The 18,392-nt window shown below is 70.2% G+C and carries 19 protein-coding genes; 10 read left to right on the forward strand and 9 right to left on the reverse strand.

The features are described from left to right. Window positions 1–9: 9 nt before the first annotated feature. From C3E78_RS17965 to C3E78_RS17985, 5 genes are all read left to right on the forward strand, one after another. Complete coding sequence (locus C3E78_RS17965) at window positions 10–837, forward strand: ABC transporter ATP-binding protein (protein WP_199907060.1); 828 nt, start codon at window positions 10–12, stop codon at window positions 835–837. After that, window positions 834–1,553 carry an ABC transporter ATP-binding protein gene (locus C3E78_RS17970; protein WP_108580654.1) on the forward strand — a complete coding sequence of 240 codons (720 nt, stop codon included), beginning with the start codon at window positions 834–836 and terminating at the stop codon, window positions 1,551–1,553. Before C3E78_RS17965 ends, C3E78_RS17970 begins: the two co-directional genes overlap by 4 nt. 1 nt (window position 1,554) lies before the next feature. Continuing rightward, complete coding sequence (locus tag C3E78_RS17975) at window positions 1,555–2,373, forward strand: branched-chain amino acid ABC transporter permease (protein ID WP_199906880.1); 819 nt, start codon at window positions 1,555–1,557, stop codon at window positions 2,371–2,373. Between the two features lie 64 nt (window positions 2,374–2,437). Continuing rightward, window positions 2,438–3,541, forward strand: a complete 1,104-nt coding sequence (locus C3E78_RS17980) for a branched-chain amino acid ABC transporter permease (RefSeq protein WP_108580655.1) — start codon at window positions 2,438–2,440, stop codon at window positions 3,539–3,541. After that, window positions 3,534–4,826: an ABC transporter substrate-binding protein gene (locus C3E78_RS17985; protein WP_108580656.1), complete on the forward strand. Its 1,293-nt coding sequence runs from the start codon at window positions 3,534–3,536 to the stop codon at window positions 4,824–4,826. The genes C3E78_RS17980 and C3E78_RS17985 overlap by 8 nt, the downstream gene beginning before the upstream one ends. Here C3E78_RS17985 and C3E78_RS17990 read toward each other — a convergent pair whose 3' ends face one another. Beyond that, window positions 4,827–6,260, reverse strand: a complete 1,434-nt coding sequence (locus tag C3E78_RS17990) for a CCA tRNA nucleotidyltransferase (RefSeq protein WP_108580657.1) — start codon at window positions 6,258–6,260, stop codon at window positions 4,827–4,829. 1,632 nt (window positions 6,261–7,892) lie between these two features. On the opposite strand from C3E78_RS17990, the gene C3E78_RS18680 reads away from it, so the two are divergent. From C3E78_RS18680 to trxA, 5 genes are all read left to right on the forward strand, one after another. Next, window positions 7,893–8,393 carry a DUF6049 family protein gene (locus C3E78_RS18680; protein ID WP_243834205.1) on the forward strand — a complete coding sequence of 167 codons (501 nt, stop codon included), beginning with the start codon at window positions 7,893–7,895 and terminating at the stop codon, window positions 8,391–8,393. Continuing rightward, a complete protein-coding gene (gene murJ / locus C3E78_RS18005; RefSeq protein WP_108580660.1) occupies window positions 8,386–10,020 on the forward strand; it encodes a murein biosynthesis integral membrane protein MurJ in 1,635 nt (544 codons plus the stop codon). Before C3E78_RS18680 ends, murJ begins: the two co-directional genes overlap by 8 nt. 77 nt (window positions 10,021–10,097) lie before the next feature. After that, the gene (locus C3E78_RS18010; RefSeq protein WP_159085941.1) at window positions 10,098–11,666 is read left to right on the forward strand and encodes a protein kinase family protein; all 1,569 of its coding nucleotides are present in this window, start codon (window positions 10,098–10,100) and stop codon (window positions 11,664–11,666) included. 77 nt (window positions 11,667–11,743) lie between these two features. After that, complete coding sequence (gene trxB, locus C3E78_RS18015) at window positions 11,744–12,727, forward strand: thioredoxin-disulfide reductase (RefSeq protein ID WP_108580662.1); 984 nt, start codon at window positions 11,744–11,746, stop codon at window positions 12,725–12,727. 48 nt (window positions 12,728–12,775) lie between these two features. After that, window positions 12,776–13,108, forward strand: a complete 333-nt coding sequence (trxA, locus tag C3E78_RS18020; protein WP_108580663.1) for a thioredoxin — start codon at window positions 12,776–12,778, stop codon at window positions 13,106–13,108. Window positions 13,109–13,334: 226 nt separating this feature from the next. On the opposite strand, the gene C3E78_RS18025 is transcribed toward trxA, so the two are convergent. Genes C3E78_RS18025 through rpmH form a run of 8 tightly spaced genes read right to left on the reverse strand, consistent with a single transcriptional unit; the run spans window position 13,335 to window position 18,167 of the window. Beyond that, complete coding sequence (locus tag C3E78_RS18025; protein ID WP_108580664.1) at window positions 13,335–14,225, reverse strand: ParB/RepB/Spo0J family partition protein; 891 nt, start codon at window positions 14,223–14,225, stop codon at window positions 13,335–13,337. Continuing rightward, complete coding sequence (locus C3E78_RS18030) at window positions 14,222–15,193, reverse strand: ParA family protein (protein ID WP_108580665.1); 972 nt, start codon at window positions 15,191–15,193, stop codon at window positions 14,222–14,224. The genes C3E78_RS18025 and C3E78_RS18030 overlap by 4 nt, the downstream gene beginning before the upstream one ends. A gap of 35 nt (window positions 15,194–15,228) precedes the next feature. Further along, the gene (gene rsmG / locus C3E78_RS18035) at window positions 15,229–15,858 is read right to left on the reverse strand and encodes a 16S rRNA (guanine(527)-N(7))-methyltransferase RsmG (RefSeq protein WP_108580666.1); all 630 of its coding nucleotides are present in this window, start codon (window positions 15,856–15,858) and stop codon (window positions 15,229–15,231) included. Between the two features lie 8 nt (window positions 15,859–15,866). Then, window positions 15,867–16,370, reverse strand: a complete 504-nt coding sequence (locus C3E78_RS18040) for a Jag family protein (RefSeq protein WP_108580667.1) — start codon at window positions 16,368–16,370, stop codon at window positions 15,867–15,869. Next, complete coding sequence (gene yidC / locus C3E78_RS18045) at window positions 16,367–17,434, reverse strand: membrane protein insertase YidC (RefSeq protein ID WP_108580668.1); 1,068 nt, start codon at window positions 17,432–17,434, stop codon at window positions 16,367–16,369. Before yidC ends, C3E78_RS18040 begins: the two co-directional genes overlap by 4 nt. Continuing rightward, complete coding sequence (gene yidD, locus C3E78_RS18050) at window positions 17,419–17,661, reverse strand: membrane protein insertion efficiency factor YidD (protein WP_108580669.1); 243 nt, start codon at window positions 17,659–17,661, stop codon at window positions 17,419–17,421. The genes yidC and yidD overlap by 16 nt, the downstream gene beginning before the upstream one ends. Window positions 17,662–17,674: 13 nt before the next feature. Beyond that, window positions 17,675–18,070, reverse strand: coding sequence for a ribonuclease P protein component (rnpA, locus tag C3E78_RS18055; RefSeq protein ID WP_268916174.1), 396 nt, complete (start codon window positions 18,068–18,070; stop codon window positions 17,675–17,677). Continuing rightward, a complete protein-coding gene (gene rpmH, locus C3E78_RS18060) occupies window positions 18,030–18,167 on the reverse strand; it encodes a 50S ribosomal protein L34 (RefSeq protein ID WP_056289702.1) in 138 nt (45 codons plus the stop codon). The genes rnpA and rpmH overlap by 41 nt, the downstream gene beginning before the upstream one ends. Between the last annotated feature and the right edge of the window lie 225 nt (window positions 18,168–18,392).

Here is an 18,392-nt window from a genome sequence, read left to right on the forward strand (position 1 = left end):
TCTGTGTGCATGAACAAGGAGACGCACATCACACCGATGGTCGAAGAGGTGTCGACCCGGTCGGGCGCACACCTCTCGGTCGAGGGCGTGACCGTGCAGTTCGGCGGGCTCACGGCACTGTCCGACGTGGGTTTCGAGGTGCGTCCCGGGCAGGTGCTCGGCGTCATCGGGCCCAACGGCGCCGGCAAGACCACGCTGTTCAACGTCGTCTGCGGCTTCACCCGTCCGCAGCAGGGACGGCTCACGCTCGACGGGCAGGTGTTCCGCCCGGCGCCGCAGCGGCTGGTGCGCTCCGGCGTCTCGCGGAGCCTGCAGGGGCTGGGGCTGTTCCCCGGCCTCAGCGTCCTGGAGAACATCGTCGCGGGAGGGGGCAGCGCCGCCCGCACCGGATGGTGGTCGGGCCTGCTGGCGCTGCCGCGCACCGACCGCGACGAGCGGCGCCTGCACGAGCGCGCGGGCGCCCTGGTCGACGAGCTCGGCCTCGGCGCGTACGCCCACGCCCAGCCCGGGACCCTGCCCTACGCGGTCAGCAAGCGGGTCGCCCTGGCCCGCGCGCTCGTGAGCGAGCCGCGACTGCTGCTGCTCGACGAGCCGGCCGGCGGTCTCGGCCACGACGAGGTCCTCGAGCTCGGCGAGCTCATCACGAGCCTGCCGTCCCGGGGTGCCGGGTGCTCGGTGATGCTGGTCGAGCACCACGTCGACCTGGTCATGCAGGTGTGCGACGAGCTGGTCGTGCTCGACTTCGGCCGGGTCATCGCGACCGGCGTCCCCGAGGTCGTGCGTGAGGACCCCGCGGTCGCCGAGGCGTACCTCGGCGCCGAGGTGGACGCGTCATGACCGACTCCCTGCTCACCGTCGACGGCCTGACCGCCGGCTACGGCGGCGCGCCCGTGCTGCAGGGCGTCGACCTCGACGTCGCCGCCGGGACGATCGTCGCCGTGGTCGGCGCGAACGGCGCCGGCAAGACCACGCTCCTGCGTGCCCTGTGCGGCACGATCCCCGTCACCGGCGGCACCGTCACCTGGGACGGCACCGAGCTGCGCGGCACCCGCACCGAGGACCTCGTCCGCCGCGGCATCGCGCACGTCCCCGAGGGGCGTGGCGTGATCACCGAGCTCACCGTCGAGGAGAACCTTCGCCTCGGGCACGTCTGGCGCAAGGACAAGGCCGACGGCCGGCGCGCGACCGACGAGGTCTACGCGATGTTCCCGCCGCTGGACCAGCGGCGGCGCAGCGCAGGTCACCAGCTCTCCGGCGGTGAGCGGCAGATGCTCGCGATCGGCCGCGCCCTCGTCGCCCGGCCCCGCCTGTTGATGCTCGACGAGCCCTCCTTGGGACTCGCACCCAAGGTCAGCGCCCAGATCATGGCGTTGCTGAAGCGCCGGTGCGACGAGACCGGCCTCACCGTCCTGCTCGTCGAGCAGAACGTCCGCAGCGCGATGTCGATCGCCGACCACGGCGTGGTGCTGTCCCTCGGCCGGGTCGTCGCGAGCGACTCGGCGGACCGGATCGCCGCCGACGACGACCTCCGACACGCCTACCTGGGGTTCTGACATGGATCGCTTCATCTTCCTCACCGTCGACGGCCTGGCCCGCGGCGCGGTCTTCGCGGCGTTCGCACTCGCCCTGGTGCTGATCTGGCGCGGTGCCCGGCTCGTCAACTTCTCGCAGGGCGCCATGGCCGCCGCCACCACGTACATCGCGTACAGCGTCACGACGGCCACCGGCTCGTACTGGCTGGGCCTCGCCGCGGCGATCCTCGGCGGCCTGGTGATCGGCGCGGGGGCCGAGCGCCTGGTCATGCGGTTCGTGGACGCGCGGCAGCCGCTGAACGCGGTCATCGTCGCCCTCGGGCTCGTGCTGGTGATCCAGGCGGTGCTCGGCATCGTCTACGGCAGCGAGTACCGCCCGATGAAGGTGCCGTTCAGCCGCACCCCGTTGAGCATCGGCGACCAGGCCCTGCTGTCGCCGTACGACCTGTTCGTGTTCGGCACGGTCGTGGTGGTCATGATCGGGCTCGGGTGGGCGTTCACCCGCACCGATCTCGGCCTGACGATGCGCGCCGCGGCGTTCGCGCCGGACATGGCGCGGCTGCTCGGGGTCAACGTCGGACGGATGCTCACGCTCAGCTGGGGACTCGCGGGCGCGGTCGGCGGGCTCGCGGCGCTGCTCGTGGTGCCGACCGAGCTCGGCGCGCACCCGCACGCGACGGACCTGGTGTTCGTCTACGCCTTCACCGCCGCGCGGTGGTCGGCGGCCTGGACAGCCCGGTCGGCGCGGTCGTCGGCGGGCTCGGCGTCGGCCTCGTCCTGTCGTACGTCAGCGGCTACTCCGGCAGCGACATCTCCGCTGTCGTCATCCTCGGCGTCCTGATCGGCGTGCTCCTGCTGAGACCGTCCGGACTGTTCGGCCACACCTCGGCCCGGATGGTGTGACGATGACCTTTTTCTCCCGCCACACGCTGGCCCGCCACCTCCTGCTCCTGCTCGCCGCGGGCGCCGGGGTCGTCGCGCTGACGTACGGTCTCTCCCCCTACCGCAACTACCAGCTCGCGACGATGGCCGCGTACCTGTGCGCCACCGCGGGGCTCACCGTGCTCGTCGGGCTCTCCGGCCAGCTGTCCCTCGGCCACGGCGCGCTGATGGCCGTCGGCGCGTACGCCTGCGCACTCAGCTCGGCCGAGCTCGGCGACCGCGGCACGACCGGTCCTCTGCTCCTGCTCGTGCCCCTGGCCGCCGCGGTGCTGGCCGCGGCCGTCGTCGGCGGCGTCGTGGGACTCGCGGGGGCCCGCCTGCACGGTCCGTACCTCGCGGGGCTGACCCTGACCCTGACGATCGTGGTGCCGGCCATCACCACGACGTTCGCGAGCCGGCTCGGCGGCGACCAGGGACTGTCCGTCCTGGTCGAGCCCGCCCCCGCGGGCCTCGGCGCGACGTTCCCGCTCGAGCGGTGGCAGGCGTGGATCGCGTGCGGCGCCGCCCTGCTCACGGTGTTCCTGCTGGCCAACCTCGTCCACGGCCGGTTCGGTCGCGAGATGCGGGCGGTGCGCGACGACGAGGTGGCCGCCCGGCTGGCCGGGATCGACGTCGGCCGCACCAAGGTCGTCGTCTTCGTGGTCAGCGCCGCGACCGCCGGGCTCGGCGGAGGCATCCTGGCGGTCCTGACGCAGGCCGTCTCTCCCGGCGCGTTCTCGCTCGCGTTCAGCCTGTTCCTGCTGATGGCGGTCGTCATCGGCGGGATCGGCCACCTCGCCGGCGCGGTGTGGGGCGCACTGCTCCTCGTCGCCCTGCCGGAGCTCACGGGCTCGGTCGCCGACCGGATCGACGCGTCGCCCGCGCTCGCGGAGCGGCTCGACGGCAACCTGTCGCTGCTCGTCTTCGGGCTGGTCCTCGTCCTCGTGACGATCGTCTTCCCCCGCGGCATCCACGGCCTGGTCAGCACGGCGTACCGACGCCGGCGCCCCCGCACCCCAGACACCCTCCCCGGCAGCACCGCAGCACGTCCATCCATCCCCACCAGTACGGAGTCCATCGATGCCTAGCTCACTGCCCCGTCTCCGGCGATCGGTCACCGCGATCGCCTCCCTCGGCCTGATCGGGACGCTCGCCGCCTGCGGAGGAGGCGACAGCGACTCCTCCGGGTCCGCTCCCGGCGTCACCGACACGTCGATCGTGGTCGGCACCCATCACCCGCTCACCGGTCCGGCCGCCGCGGGCTACTCCACGATCTCGCCGGCGACCAAGGCGTACTTCGACTACGTCAACGACAACGGCGGCGTCCACGGCCGCACGATCAAGTACCTCGTCGAGGACGACGGCTACAACCCGGCCAACACGCAGACGGTCGTGCGCGAGCTGGTGCTGAAGGACAAGGTCTTCGCGATCGTCAACGGCCTCGGCACCCCCACCCACACGGGCGTGCTCGACTTCCTCAAGACCAACAAGGTGCCCGACCTGTTCGTGGCGTCGGGCAGCCGCAGCTGGAACCAGGCGGAGAAGTACCCGACCACGTACGGCTTCCAGGCCGACTACACGACCGAGACCAAGGTCCAGGCGACGTACATCAAGGAGAACCTGGCCGGCAAGAAAATCTGCTTCCTCGGCCAGGACGACGACTTCGGCGAGGACGCCCTGATGGGCCTGACCCAGGTCCTCGGCGACGACGGCGTGGCCGAGCGGCAGAAGTACGTCACCAGCAACACCAACCTGGCCCCGCAGATCGGCAAGCTCAAGGCCGCCGGGTGCGAGGTCGTCTCGCTGGCCACCGTGCCGGGCTTCACCGCGCTCGCGGTCGGCACCGCGGCACGCCTGAAGTTCCAGCCGCAGTGGATCAGCACGTCGGTCGGTGCCGACTACGCGACGCTGAGCGCCGCACTCGGCGAGGCGGCCCCGCTGCTCGAGGGCTTCCTCAGCACGAACTACCTGCCGTCGGCGTTCGACGAGTCCGATCCCTGGATCACGCTGTTCCGCAAGATCAACAAGGAGCACAACGGCGACAAGCCGTTCACCGGCAACACCGTCTACGGCATGACGGTCGGCTACCTGTTCGTCCAGGCGCTGCAGGAGACCGGCAAGGACCTGACCCGCGAGGGCCTGCTCGAGACGATCGAGTCCGGCGCCCTCGACGGCCCGGGCCTCACGTCCCCGCGCTTCTCCAAGGACGACCACGCCGGCTACGGCGGTGCCCAGATGGCGAAGGTCACCGGGGACTCGCAGGACTACTTCGGTCCGGTCTACGCGACGGACGACGAGGCCGGCACGGAGGTCACGGTCTTCGACGGCACGGCGACCGCTCCGCCCGCCGACGGCATCCCCACCGCGAAGTAGTCAGTCGCGGGCAGCCCAGAAGGCCCGGAGGGCCTCGGTGGCGTCGGCTTCGCTCATCGGACCGCGATCCATGCGCAGGTCCAGGAGGAAGCGGTACGCCTCACCGACCTCCGGGCCCGGCGGGATGCCCAGGATCGACATGATCTGGCCCCCGTCGAGGTCCGGGCGGATCGACCCGAGCTCCTCCTGCTCGGCGAGCACCGCGATGCGCCGCTCGAGCTCGTCGTAGGTGCGCTGCAGCCGCAGGGCCTTCTTCTGGTTGCGGGTCGTGCAGTCCGCCCGGGTGAGGATGTGCAGCCGCTCGAGCTGGTCGCCGGCGTCGCGGACGTACCGGCGCACGGCCGCGTCGGTCCACTCGCCGGAGCCGTACCCGTGGAAGCGCAGGTGCAGCTCGACCAGCTGGGCGACGTGGTCGATCATCTCGTTGCTGTAGCGCAGGGCGCGCATGCGCTTGCGCACCATCTTGGCCCCGACGACGTCGTGGTGGTGGAACGTGACCGTGCCACCGTCCTGGAACCGGCGGGTCCGCGGCTTGCCGATGTCGTGGAGCAGGGCGGCCAGCCGGATCGTCAGGTCGGGCGCGTGCTCGAGACGTCCTTCCAGGGCGATGGCCTGCTCGAGCACGGTCAGCGAGTGCTCGTAGACGTCCTTGTGACGGTGGTGCTCGTCCCGCTCCAGGATCAGCGCGGGCAGCTCCGGCAGCATCTGCGCCGCCAGGCCCGTGCCGACGAGCAGGCGCAGGCCGGCGACCGGGTGATCGCTCAGCAGGAGCTTGTTGAGCTCGTCGCGGATCCGCTCGGCCGACACGATCTCCAGCCGGCCCGCCATCGCGGTCATCGCGGCCTCGACGTCGGGCGACGCGGTGAAGCCGAGCTGGGCGACGAACCGGGCCGCCCGCATCATCCGCAGCGGGTCGTCGCTGAACGACTGCTCGGGGGTCACGGGCGTGCGAAGGATTTTCTTCTCGATGTCGTCGAGGCCGCCGAACAGGTCGACGAACTCGCGGGACGGCAGCCGGATCGCCATCGCGTTGACCGCGAAGTCGCGCCGGGCGAGGTCGCCGTCGAGGGTGTCGCCGAAGCGGACCTCGGGCTTGCGGGACGACGTGTCGTACTCGTCGCTGCGGTACGTCGTGATCTCGAGCTGGTGGTCGCCCTTGCGGACGCCCAGCGTGCCGAACTCGCGGCCGATGTCCCAGACCGCGTCGGCCCAGCCGGCCACGATCGTCTCGATCTGCTCCGGACGGGCGGACGTCGTGAAGTCCCAGTCGTTGCCGGGTCGTCCCAGCACGGCGTCCCGGACCGGCCCGCCGACGATCGCGAGCTCGTGGCCGGCGGACTCGAACAGCTCGCCGATCTCGGCCAGGAACGGATTGGCATCGAGCTCGGCGTCGATCCTGGCCTGACGGTCGGGGGTCAGCGGGGACGTGGGCACGGGGACATACTCTATCGGCCAGACCTGCGTCCCCGTCCGCTGCGGGACGGACGTCTAGCATGTTCGGGTGAGCAGCCCCCGTCGCACGATCCTTGTCGCGCTGCTCGTGACGATCCTCGGTGCACTGCTGGCACCGGTCGTCCCGGCGGTCGCGGCCGACGAGGAGCCCGACCTCCGCGTCTCGATCCGCTCGCTGAGCCCCACTCGGCTGACCAGCGGCGCCGACGTCACTATGACCGGCACCGTCACCAACCGTGACGACCACGTGTGGAAGGCCGCCCAGGCGTACCTCGTGATCCCGGCGTCCCCGTTCACCACGCGCGCCCAGGTCGACCAGGCGATGGCCGACCGGCGGGCGTACACCGGGGTCCGCATCGTCGAGACCGGGTCGTTCGCGGAGCTGGGTGACCTCGCCCCGTCCGAGACCAAGCGGTTCCGCATCAAGGTGCCGTACAAGCAGCTCGGCATCACCGGCGCCGAGGGCGTGTACCCCGTGGGTGTCCAGGTCCTCGCGACCGACATGGACGGCTCCCGCAGCCCGGCGGCCCTCGGTGGGGCCACCACGTTGCTGCCGCTCATCTCCTCGGACCGCGAGGCGGTCCCGACCTCGGTCCTGTGGCCGTTCCTCATGCCCGACACCAAGACCGTCGACGGCACGTATGCCCGTCCCGACCGGCTCCTGCGCTCGGTCAGCCCGGGCGGTCAGCTGCGGAACCTGCTCGACCTGGCGTCGAGCTCCCCGGGCGAGGGGGGCACGGCGCTCGTCGACCCGGCCCTGCTGGTCGGCGTCGACGACCTGGCCAACGGTCGGCACCTCCCGGAGGAGCTCGAGCTCACCGAGCAGCAGCGTGCGCCGGCTGCGGCGTTCCTGGCGGACCTGCTCACGTACGCCCGCACGCACACCGCCTGGGTCCTGGGCTACGACCGGCCCGACGTGCTGGCGCTGGCGGAGAACCCGGACCTGCGCGAGCCGCTGCAGCGCGCGATCGATCGGGCGACGGACACCGTGCTCGCGAAGTACCAGCTCAGCGGCCGCCGGGTGTCCTGGCCCACACGTGACGGCGTGACGAGCGGACTGCTCAGCAGCCAGCGCGGCACCGGCGACAGCCCTGTCATCGTGACGTCGGCGGCGCTGCCGGACTGGGAGCCGCGGCTCGGGTCGCTCGTGCGGTACACCTCCTCACGGGGTCCGCTGCCGCTGCTCGTCAACGACGTCAAGGACACCGACGCGGACGGTCCCGAGACGGTCGTCGGCCTGCGCCAGCGCGTCCTGAGCGACGCCGCCCTGGCGGTGCTGGAGCGGGCGATCGACCCGGAGTCCCGCGCCGACTCGTTCACGCTGGTCGACCCGCAGTGGAACCCCGGTGCGCGCTGGTCGACCGGCCGGCTGGACGCGGCGTTCACCGTCCCGTTCACCCGCGGCGCGAGCCTCGACTCCCTCCTGACCCGTCGCCTCGCGTCCTACGACGGCAAGGTCCCCAGCAGCGCCAAGGCACGGCCGCTGTCCCGCACCCAGCTGCTCCGGGCGACCGAGATCGTCAAGCAGGGCGCGACCCTGAGCTCGGTCATCTCCCAGTCCGAGAGCGTGGACGACACGCTCGCGCGAGAGGTCGCCTCGGTGCTCGCGGTCCGGTGGCGACTCGACCGGCCCGGCGGTCTCGCCCTCGCCGCGAGCTATGCGCAGCGCATCGGGGCCGAGCTGGACAAGATCTCGATCGAGGCGCCCCCTCGGTCACGCTCTCCAGCTCCAAGGGCGGCTTCCCGCTCACGATCCGCAACGACACCGACGAGGCGATCCGGATCGGGGTCGACCTCGACTCCAGCAACCCGGCTCTCACGATCCCCGCCCTGGACGCCGTCGACGTGGCGGCCGGGGAACGGCGGACCATCACGGTGCAGGTCGACCTCGGCCGTCAGCGGACGACGTTCCTCACCGCACACCTCGTGACGGCGGACGGCACGGACGTCGGCTCGCCCACGACCTTCAAGGTCCGCTCGAGCAGCATCGGCACGGTGCTGTGGGTCGCGATGGGCCTGGCCGCGCTGTTCGTGCTCGCGAGCCTCGTGCGTCGCTTCCACCGCCGGCGGCGGACCGCCTCGTCCACCCCGCAGACCGAGGACGACGATGACTGAGCAGACCGTCGCCAGGGCCAGCGCCTGGATGGCGCTCGGCACGATCATCTCGCGCGTCACCGGCTTCGGCCGACTGATCCTGCTGGCCGCGGTCATCGGCGTCTCGCTCAACGGCGACATCTTCGAGGCCGCCAACACGATTCCCAACGCGCTCTACATCCTCGTCGCCGGCGGCATCTTCAACGTTGTCCTGGTGCCCCAGCTCGTCCGCGCGATGAAGAACGACCCGGACGGCGGTGACGCGTACGCCAACCGGGTCATCACGCTGGGCGTCGTGGTGCTCGGCATCGCGACGGTGGTGCTGACGCTGGCGACACCCGCGCTGCTGCACCTGGTGTTCGAGGACGACATGTTCAGCCCGCGGCTGCAGGCCCAACGGGAGTCCGCCGAGCTCTTGATGATGCTCTGCATGCCGCAGGTGTTCTTCTACGGCGTGTTCGTCCTCGTGGGGCAGGTCCTCAACGCGAGGCGGCGGTTCGGGCCGATGATGTGGGCGCCCATCGCGAACAACGTCGTCGCGTGCGCCGTCATCCTGGCGTACTACGTCATCTTCGGCGCGAGCAACGGTGGCGACGGGTTCACGACGACCGAGGCGCTCCTGCTGGGCATCGGCTCGACCGTCGCGATCGCCCTGCAGGCCCTGCTGCTGCTCCCGTACCTGCGCGGCGTGGGCTTCCGCTACCGGCCGCGCTTCGACTTCCGCGGCGTCGGTCTGGGGCACACGTTCCGCCTCGGCGTCTGGACGCTGCTGTTCATCCTGGTCAATCAGATCGCGTACTTCGCGATCACCCGCCTCGCGACCGGCGCCAACGTCGAGGGCATCGCCGACGGCAAGCCCGCCGCCGGCCTCGCGGTGTACGGCATCGGCTTCCTCGTCAGCCAGCTGCCTCATGGCGTCATCACGGTGTCGCTCGCGACCGCGATCATCCCGACCCTCGCCGCGCTGGCCAACGAGGGGCGCTACGACCGGTTCCGGCTGGAGCTCGGTCGGACCGTCCGCATGGCGCTGGTCATCATCGTGCCCATCGCGGTGGCCGTGGCGTGCCTCGGGCAGCCCGCCGCGGCCGTCGCGGGCGCGATCGGCTCGCTGGGCGGCAACACCATGGCGATCGGCCAGACGATCTCGGCGTTCTCGGTGGCCATGATCGCCTTCACGGTGCACTACCTGATGCTCCGCGGCTTCTACGCCAACGAGGACACCCGCACGCCGTTCTTCATCCAGCTGGTGATCTCGGTCGTCAACATCGTCTCGGCACTGGTGCTGACGTCGCTGGTCGAGCCGTACCGCGTCGCGACGATGCTCGCGCTGTCGTACGGGATCGCGTACGTCGTCGGGTCGATCCTGTCGGTCACCCTGCTGGCGCGCACGGCCGGATCGCTCTACGACCGCGAGATGGTGCTGTTCGTCCGCCGGCTCGTCGTGGCCGTCGCGCTGGCGGCGTTCGTCACCCTCGGCGTCGCCCGCGGCCTCGACGTCGCGGGGCTGGAGCCCGGCCGTGCGGTGGGCGGCCTGGTCACCACCGTCGTGGCCGGTCTGGCCGGCGCCGTGACGTACGTGGCGGCCGCACGGGTCGTCGGCATGACGCAGCTGACCCACCTGGTCACCTCGCTCCCGCGCCGCGGCTGACACCCGAGCCGCGCGGACCCGCGCCCACTAGCATGGTCGGCAGCACGGACCGGGGTGCTGGACAAGGGGCGCGGGTGATGAGCGAGAGGCGACCAGTGGCCTCCGGCGACGTCCTCGCTCGGCGCTACGAGCTGCAGGACCTGGTGACCGAGCGACTCGGCTCGACCACGTGGCGGGCCCACGACCAGGTGCTCAACCGCAACGTCGGCATCGAGATGATCTCGAGCAGCGACGACCGCGCCGACCACTTCCTGGCCGCGGCCCGCGAGTCCACGGCCGTCACCGATCCACGGTTCCTGCGCGTGCTCGACCTGATCGAGGACGACCAGGGCCACCACCTCGTGGTGCGCGAGTGGGCGCGCGCCTTCGGCCTGCACCAGGTGCTCGCCCAGTCCCCCCTGCCCAACCGTCGGGCGGCCACGGTGGTCGCCGAGGTGGCCGAGGCCATCGCGCACGCCCACGAGCACGGCGTCTATCACCGCCGCCTCACCCCCCGCCAGGTGCTGCTCAAGCAGTCCGGGGCGGTGCGGGTCGTGGGCCTGGGGGTGGCCACCGCGCTGGCGCCGGCCGGTCGGCAGGACACCCTCGCCGACCTGCAGGAGTACGAGCAGCTGGACGTCCAGGCGCTGGGCAAGCTGTTGTACGCGTCCGTCACGAGCCGCTGGCCCGGCGCCGACGTGGACGGCCTGACCGCGGCGCCGACCGAGCACGGGCGGCTCCTGCGGCCGCGCCAGGTGCGCGCGGGCGTCTCACGTGACATCGACACGATCGCCGATCGCATCCTCGGCACCCCACCGCGCCACCACCAGACCCGGCTGCGCACGGCCGGGTCGATCGCTCGCACGCTGCGGCTCTCGGGCGAGGACGACGACCTGGTGGACGACCAGCCGAGCCTCGTCGGGCTGTCGTCACCGGACCTGCTGCGCCTCGACCCGGTCATCGTCCCGGAGGGTCCCCCGCCGGGGCTGGAACCGCCGCGGCGACGCCCCAAGGCGTACGAGCCGGCGCCGCCGACCACGCTCGAGCGCGGACGGGCCCGGGCCAGACGGGCCGCCAAGGGTGATCGGGGACTGGTGCTGCTGGGCGTCGTGGGCGCCCTGGTGCTGATGTCCCTGATCGGGGTCCTGGTGAGCCGGTCCAAGGACGATGCGTCCGGCCCGGTCGACTCCACGTCCCCCGTGCGGGTGCTGCCCGTGCAACGCGTCGTCGACTTCGACCCGTTGGGCGAGGACGGGCGGGAGAACCGCGACCAGACCCCGTTGATCGTGGACGGCAAGGCGTCGACGGGCTGGCGGACGTCCACGTACTTCGGCAACCCGAGACTCGGTGGCCTGAAGGACGGTGTCGGTGTCGTCCTGGATCTCGGCGGGCCCCGCGAGGTGACGTCGCTGCGCCTCCGGCTGGCCGGGGACCCGACGGACCTCGCGATCTACACCGCGACCGACGACACGCGCCGTGCGCCGACGACACGCCGGGGCCTGACGCAGGTCGCGACGCTCGACGGAGCGGCCACGGACGCGAGCATCTCGCTGCCGCCGGACACCGTCACGCGCTACATCGTGGTGTGGCTCAGGTCGCTCCCGGAGATCGCTCCGGGCGAGTTCCGCGGCGGGATCCAGGACGTCGTCGTGCGCGGCCGCTCCTGACGGTGTCATCGGGGCCGGCCGGGAATGTCCAGCACCTACGATGGGTTGAGACAACTACCAACGTCAAAAGGCATTTCATGACCGACAACGTCCGTAACTTGATCATCATCGGCTCCGGCCCCTCGGGCTACACGTCCGCGATCTACGCCGCCCGTGCCAACCTCGAGCCGCTCGTCTTCGAGGGCTCGGTCACGGCGGGCGGTGCCCTGATGAACACGACCGACGTGGAGAACTTCCCGGGCTACCCCGACGGCATCATGGGCCCCGACCTCATGGACAAGCTGCGCGCCCAGGCCGAGCGCTTCGGCGCCGAGCTGGTGTCCGACGACGTCACGGCGGTCGACCTGACCGGCGACATCAAGACCGTCACCCTCGGCGACGGCAGCACGTACCGGGCACGCGCGATCGTCCTGGCCATGGGCTCGGGCTACCGCAAGCTCGGCATCGAGGGCGAGGACCGGCTGTCCGGCCACGGTGTCTCGTGGTGTGCCACCTGTGACGGCTTCTTCTTCCGCGAGCAGAACATCGTGGTCGTGGGCGGCGGCGACTCCGCGCTGGAGGAGGCCAACTTCCTGACCCGCTTCGCGTCCAAGGTCACCCTGGTGCACCGGCGCGACGAGCTCCGCGGCTCCAAGATCATGCAGGACCGCACGCTGGCCAACGACAAGATCGACATCGCGTGGAACTCCGAGGTCGCCGAGCTCATCGGTGACGACAAGCTCGAGGCCCTGACCCTGCGCGACACGGTCACCGGCGAGACCCGTCGTCTCGACGCGACCGGACTGTTCATCGCGATCGGTCACGATCCTCGCTCGGAGCTGCTGACCGGCCAGGTCGACCTCGACGACGAGGGCTACGTGCTCGTCCAGCCCGGTTCGACCGCGACCAACATACCCGGCGTGTTCGCTGCCGGTGACCTGGTCGACCACACGTACCGTCAGGCGATCACCGCCGCCGGCACCGGCTGCTCCGCGGCTCTGGACGCCGAGCGGTACCTCGCCGACCGCGACTCCGCCGGTGAGCCGGCCACTGACGTGGCCATGGCTCAGTGGGCGGAATAACCGTCGCTCCCACCTGTTCAACTGATCACAGACTTCTAGGAGATCACCATGGCTGAATCCACCCTTGCCGCCGTCACCGACGCGAACTTCGACGAGCTCGTCCTCAAGGCCGACGGACCCGTCCTCGTCGACTTCTGGGCCAGCTGGTGTGCCCCGTGCCGTCAGCTCGCGCCGATCCTCGAGGAGATCGCCACCGAGAAGGGCGAGAAGCTCACGATCCTCAAGATGGATGCCGATGCCAACCCGGTCACGCCCGCGCAGTTCCGCGTGACCGGCCTGCCGACGATGAACCTGTACTACAAGGGTGAGGTCGTCCGGTCGATCGTCGGTGTCCGTCCCAAGAGCGCGATCCTCAAGGAGCTCGAGGAGCACACCGCGTAGCTCGCGACAGCAACGAACAAGCCCGGCTCACCTCACGGTGGGCCGGGCTTCTTCATGTCGTCATGTACCCAAAGCGCTTTGTCGACTTTTGTGGACCGCCCCCGTCGATCGGATTCCCAGCAGAACCTGGTGATCCGGCGCCTCGCACAGCGAGCGGTGTGGGTGAGGCGTGGGATTTCTGTGAGAGGCGGCGGCCGCCAACAAGACGATTTATCGACTTGTCGTCTTATCGCTTTGTCGGGTCCATCATGTCGACGATGCGCTCCAGGTCCTCCAGGGTGGCGAACTCGACCGTGATCTTGCCCTTGGACCGGCCGAGGTCGACCTTGACCCGCGTGTCGAACCGCTCGGACAGACGGCCCGCCAGGTCGGCCAGTCGGGGTGCCGACACCTTGGGGGCCTGGCGCGACGCCGAGCGCTTGGTGTCGTCGGCTCCGACCGTGACGATCTCCTCCAGGGCGCGGACCGAGAGTCCCTCGGCGACCACCCGGGTGGCGAGCCGGTCCTGGATCTCCGGGTTCGACACGCTGACGAGGGCGCGGGCATGTCCCGCGGACAGCACGCCGGCCGCCACCCGTCGCTGCACCGTCGGCGTGAGCTTCAGCAGCCGCAGCGTGTTGCTGATCTGGGGGCGCGACCGGCCGATGCGGTCCGCGAGCTCCTCGTGCGTGCAGCCGAAGTCCTCCAGGAGCTGCTGGTACGCAGACGCCTCTTCCAGCGGGTTCAGCTGCGAGCGATGCAGGTTCTCCAGGAGGGCGTCGCGCAGCAGGTCCTCGTCCGAGGTGTCGCGGACGATCGCGCCGATCGTCTCCAGACCCGCCTTGCCGGTCGCGCGCCAGCGGCGCTCGCCCATGATCAGCTCGTAGCGGTCCTTGGCAACCTCACGCACGACGACCGGCTGGAGCAGGCCCACCTCCTTGATGGAGTGGACCAGTTCGGCCATGTGGTCCTCGTCGAACACCTGGCGGGGCTGACGCGGGTTGGGCACGATCTGGTCGAGCGGGATCTCCGCGAAGCGAGCCCCCTCGATCTCCTTCAGGCCGGTGGCCTGGGCCTCGGCGGAGCTGGAGGGGATGAGGGACTCGAGTCCGCGACCCAGTCCACGGCGTGTGCTCATCGTGCCTTCGTTCCGGCTGCCGCGATTTCCCGGGCGGCCTCGAGATAGGACAGGGCGCCCGAGGACGTGCTGTCGTACGTGATGACGGACTGCTGGTAGCTCGGTGCCTCGGAGATGCGCACCGATCGGGGGATCGGCGTGCTGATGACGATGTCGCCGAAGTGCGAGCGCACCTCCTGGGCGACACCCGCTGACAACCGCGTCCTGCCGTCGTACATGGTCAGCAGGATCGTCGTGATCTCCAGCTTGGGGTTCAGGTGTGAACGGATCAGCTCGATGTTGCGGACGAGCTGGCCGAGACCCTCCAGCGCGTAGTACTCGCACTGGATCGGGATCAGCACCTCACGGCCGGCCACCATCGCGTTGACGGTGAGCAGGCCGAGCGACGGCGGGCAGTCGATGAGCACGTAGTCGATCCGGTCCCCCGCCTGCTCCCGGTCGCGGAGGTAGGACTGCAGCGCGCGGTCCAGCCGCGACTCGCGGGCGACCAGTGACACGAGCTCGATCTCGGCGCCGGCGAGGTCGATCGTCGCCGGCAGCACCGTGAGCCCCGGGATGTCGGGGCACGGCTTGACGAGGTCGTCGAGGTCGGTGCCCTCGACGATCGCCTCGTACACGCCGGGCGTTCCCTCGCTGTGAGGGATGTTCAGCGCGGTGGAGGCGTTTCCCTGCGGATCCAGGTCGACGACCAGGACGCGCAGCCCCTTCTGGGCGAGAGCCGCGGCGACGTTCACCGTGGTCGTCGTCTTGCCGACGCCGCCCTTCTGGTTCGCCACCACGAAGACCCGCGTCTGGAGTGGGCGGTCGAAGGTCGACACGGCCGTCGCGCGGCGCAGGAGCGAGACATGCTCCTGCGCGGCCGCCGCCAGGGGCGTCGACTCGTCGTTGGACGGTACCGGGACGCTGTAGGACGAGGCCGCGGTCGGAGCGCCGGAGCGGTGGTCCGCTCGGCGGGGCTGTTCGCTCATGCTGTCCCCCTTGCTGGTTTCACGTGAAACATCGCTCACTTGCTGACCTCGACGACGGTTGTGGGCACGTCGCCATTGTCGTACGACGTGACCACGATAGACGTCGCGCCGAGCCGGTGAAGCGTCGCCGTCGCCGACGCCACCTCGTCCGCGGCCGAGCGACCCTTCATCGCCAGCAACACACCGCCGGGGCGGACCAGCGGCATGCACCAGCGTCCCAACTTGTCGAGACCTGCGACGGCGCGGGCGGTCACCACGTCGTAGGTGGTGTGCACCTCCTCGGCGCGCGCCCGCAGCACCTCGACATTGTCGAGGCCGAGCTTCTCCACGGCCTCCTCCAGGAAGCTCGTCCGGCGCAGCAGCGGCTCGATGAGGGTCATCTGGATGTCCGTACGCGCGATGGCCCACACCAGCCCGGGTAGGCCGGCACCGGTGCCCACGTCGGCGACCGTGGCGTCCTGCGGCAGGCGTGGGACGACGACCGCGGAGTTCATGATGTGCCGGTCCCAGATGCGGGGAACCTCCCGCGGGCCGATCAGCCCCCGGACCACGCCGTCCGTCGCGAGGAGCTCGGCATACTGCTCCGCCAGCTCGAGCCGGGAAGCAAACACCCCCGCCGCGTGCGGCGGGGGTGTTTCACGTGAAACATCGGGAGTCTCCGACATCGGCGAACTTACTCCCCAACCTCGTCGGCGACGGCGGCCGTCTCAGCGGCGGCTCCGTGCACGACGACGTAGCGGTGCGGCTCGGCCCCGTCGGACGAGCTCGCGAGCCCGGCTGCAGCCACCGCGTCGTGGACGACCTTGCGCTCGAACGGGTTCATCGGGTCCAGCGACACCGAGGCCTCCCCGGCGTTGACCTTGTCGATCGCCTCGCCGGCGACCGCCACGAGCTCGGCCTTGCGTGCGGCACGGTAGCCCGCGACGTCGAGCATCAGGCGGCTACGCTCGCCCGTCTCGCGGTACACGGCCAGGCGGGTCAGCTCCTGCAGCGCGTCCAGCACCTCGCCGTCACGCCCCACCAGGTGGTCCAGGTTGCCGCCCACGACGGCGACCGCGGCCCGGTCTCCGTCGACATCCATGTCGATGTCGCCGTCGAGGTCGGCGATGTCGAGCAGCCCCTCCAGGAAGTCGGCGGCGATGTCGCCCTCGTTCTCGAGCTTCGAAGCGTCACTCATGAGCGGCCTTTCTTCGGGTTCTTGTTCGACTGGGGCTTGGCGGTGATGTCCGGCTTCTTCTTCGGCTGCTTCGCCACCGGCTTCTGCGCGGCCGGCTTCTGGCCCGGGCCCTTCGCCGGCGGGGCCGGCTTCTTGCGCTGGCTGCGCGGCTGGTTCTTCGGCTGCGCGCGGGGCGCGGGCTTCGGCTGCTCGACCGCGATCTCCTTGAGCGGGTCCTCGGTGACGGTCTTGCCGTGCTTCTTGTCGCGCGCCTGCTTGGCCGTGAACGCCGGCGTGCCGGGGGCGGGGTTGTTGCGGATGACGTAGAACTGCTGGCCCATGGTCCAGAAGTTCGAGGTGGTCCAGTAGAAGAGGACACCCAGCGGGAAGGCCACACCGCCGACGGCGAACACCACGGGCAGGATGTAGAGCAGCATCTTCTGCTGCTGGGCGTACTGCCCCGTCATGGCGTCGGCCGGCATGTTCTTGCTCATCAGCTGGCGCTGCGTCGTGAACTGCGTCGCGCACATGATGACGACCAGCGACATCGTCAGGATCTTCGTCTCGACCGCATCGCTCTTCAAGAAGGTGTCGGCAATCTGCGCCCCTAGCAGCTTTGCACCCTGCAACTGCTCGGCGTTCTCCGCCGTCATGAAGCCGCGGGCGCCCTCGGCACCGTTACGAGCGGCCTGGTCGATGACCCGGAACAACGCGAAGAAGATCGGCATCTGCAGTATCAGCGGCAAGCAAGAGGCGAACGGGTTCGTGCCCGTCTCCTTCCACAGCTTCATCTGCTCCTGGGTCAGTCGCTCACGGTCGTGCTTGTACTTCTGCTGGAGCGCCTTGATCTGCGGCTGGAGGAGCTGCATGTTGCGGCTCGACTTGATCTGCTTGACGAACAGCGGGATCAGCAAGGTGCGAATCGTCAAAGTCAGGCCGATGATCGACAGGACCCACGTCCATCCAGAGTCACCGGACATCCCGAGGGCCTCGAACATCCGGTGCCATACCAGCAAGATGCCTGACACGGCGTAGTACAGCGGCGTCATGATGGCGCTGCCGATGTCGCCTAGGAAGCCGAACATTCTTCTCCTCTGTGTGACTGCGGAACCGGGTCGTATCCGCCCGAGCTCCACGGGTGGCATCGCAGGACGCGACGACCGGCGAGCCAGGTGCCGCGGATGGCACCATGAGTCTCCACGGCCTGCAAAGCGTAGGCCGAACAGGTCGGATGGTACTTGCAAACCTGGCCGTACAGGGGACTGATCGCGAAGCGATAGCCCTTCAGCAGCCAGATCAACAGGGTCTTCATGGGTGCACAGTCCTCACCGGGCACCCGATCGCGCCAGTGCGGCGTCCAGGTGCTCGGCAAGAGTGGCCGAGTCGGTGCCGTGCGCTGCGGGGAGCGCCCGGACGACGACGCGCGAGCCGGCAGGCAGGACGCCCACTCGCTCGCGCATCAGGTGCCGCAACTGCCGCTTGACGCGGTTGCGGTCGACCGCCGAGCCCACTGCCTTGCTCACGACGAAACCGACGGACGTGTGTCCGTCGGTTCCTGGAACGCGTGACCTGGGCAGGACGTGGGTGACGAGGGTCGGCTGAACGCCTTTCGCGCCACGACGGATCGTGCGCCGAAAGTCCTCCCCGCTGCGCATGCGTTGACTGCGCGCGAGCAACGGCTCAGGCAGACAGCTTGGCGCGACCCTTGCGGCGGCGGTCACCGAGGATCGCGCGGCCGGCGCGGGTGCGCATGCGGAGACGGAAACCGTGCTTCTTGGCGCGGCGACGGTTGTTCGGCTGGAAGGTGCGCTTGCTCACGATGCTGTCCTTAGTGACGTAAGAATCATGGTTCTCGGATGGGCCGGTCGACGGCCACCGCTCGCCCACGACGAACTGTCATGGGCACGCGGCGGAAGTCGTTCTGGGACGACCAGACAACGGTACGGGGGTGCCAGACCCGGGTCAAACTGACCGTCCTACGCCCCATTGTCCTCGTCGTCCACACGACACGCCGCGAGCGGGGTGCGGAGCTGGGGAATTTCG

The organism is Aeromicrobium chenweiae, assembly GCF_003065605.1.
GTDB lineage: Bacteria > Actinomycetota > Actinomycetes > Propionibacteriales > Nocardioidaceae > Aeromicrobium > Aeromicrobium chenweiae.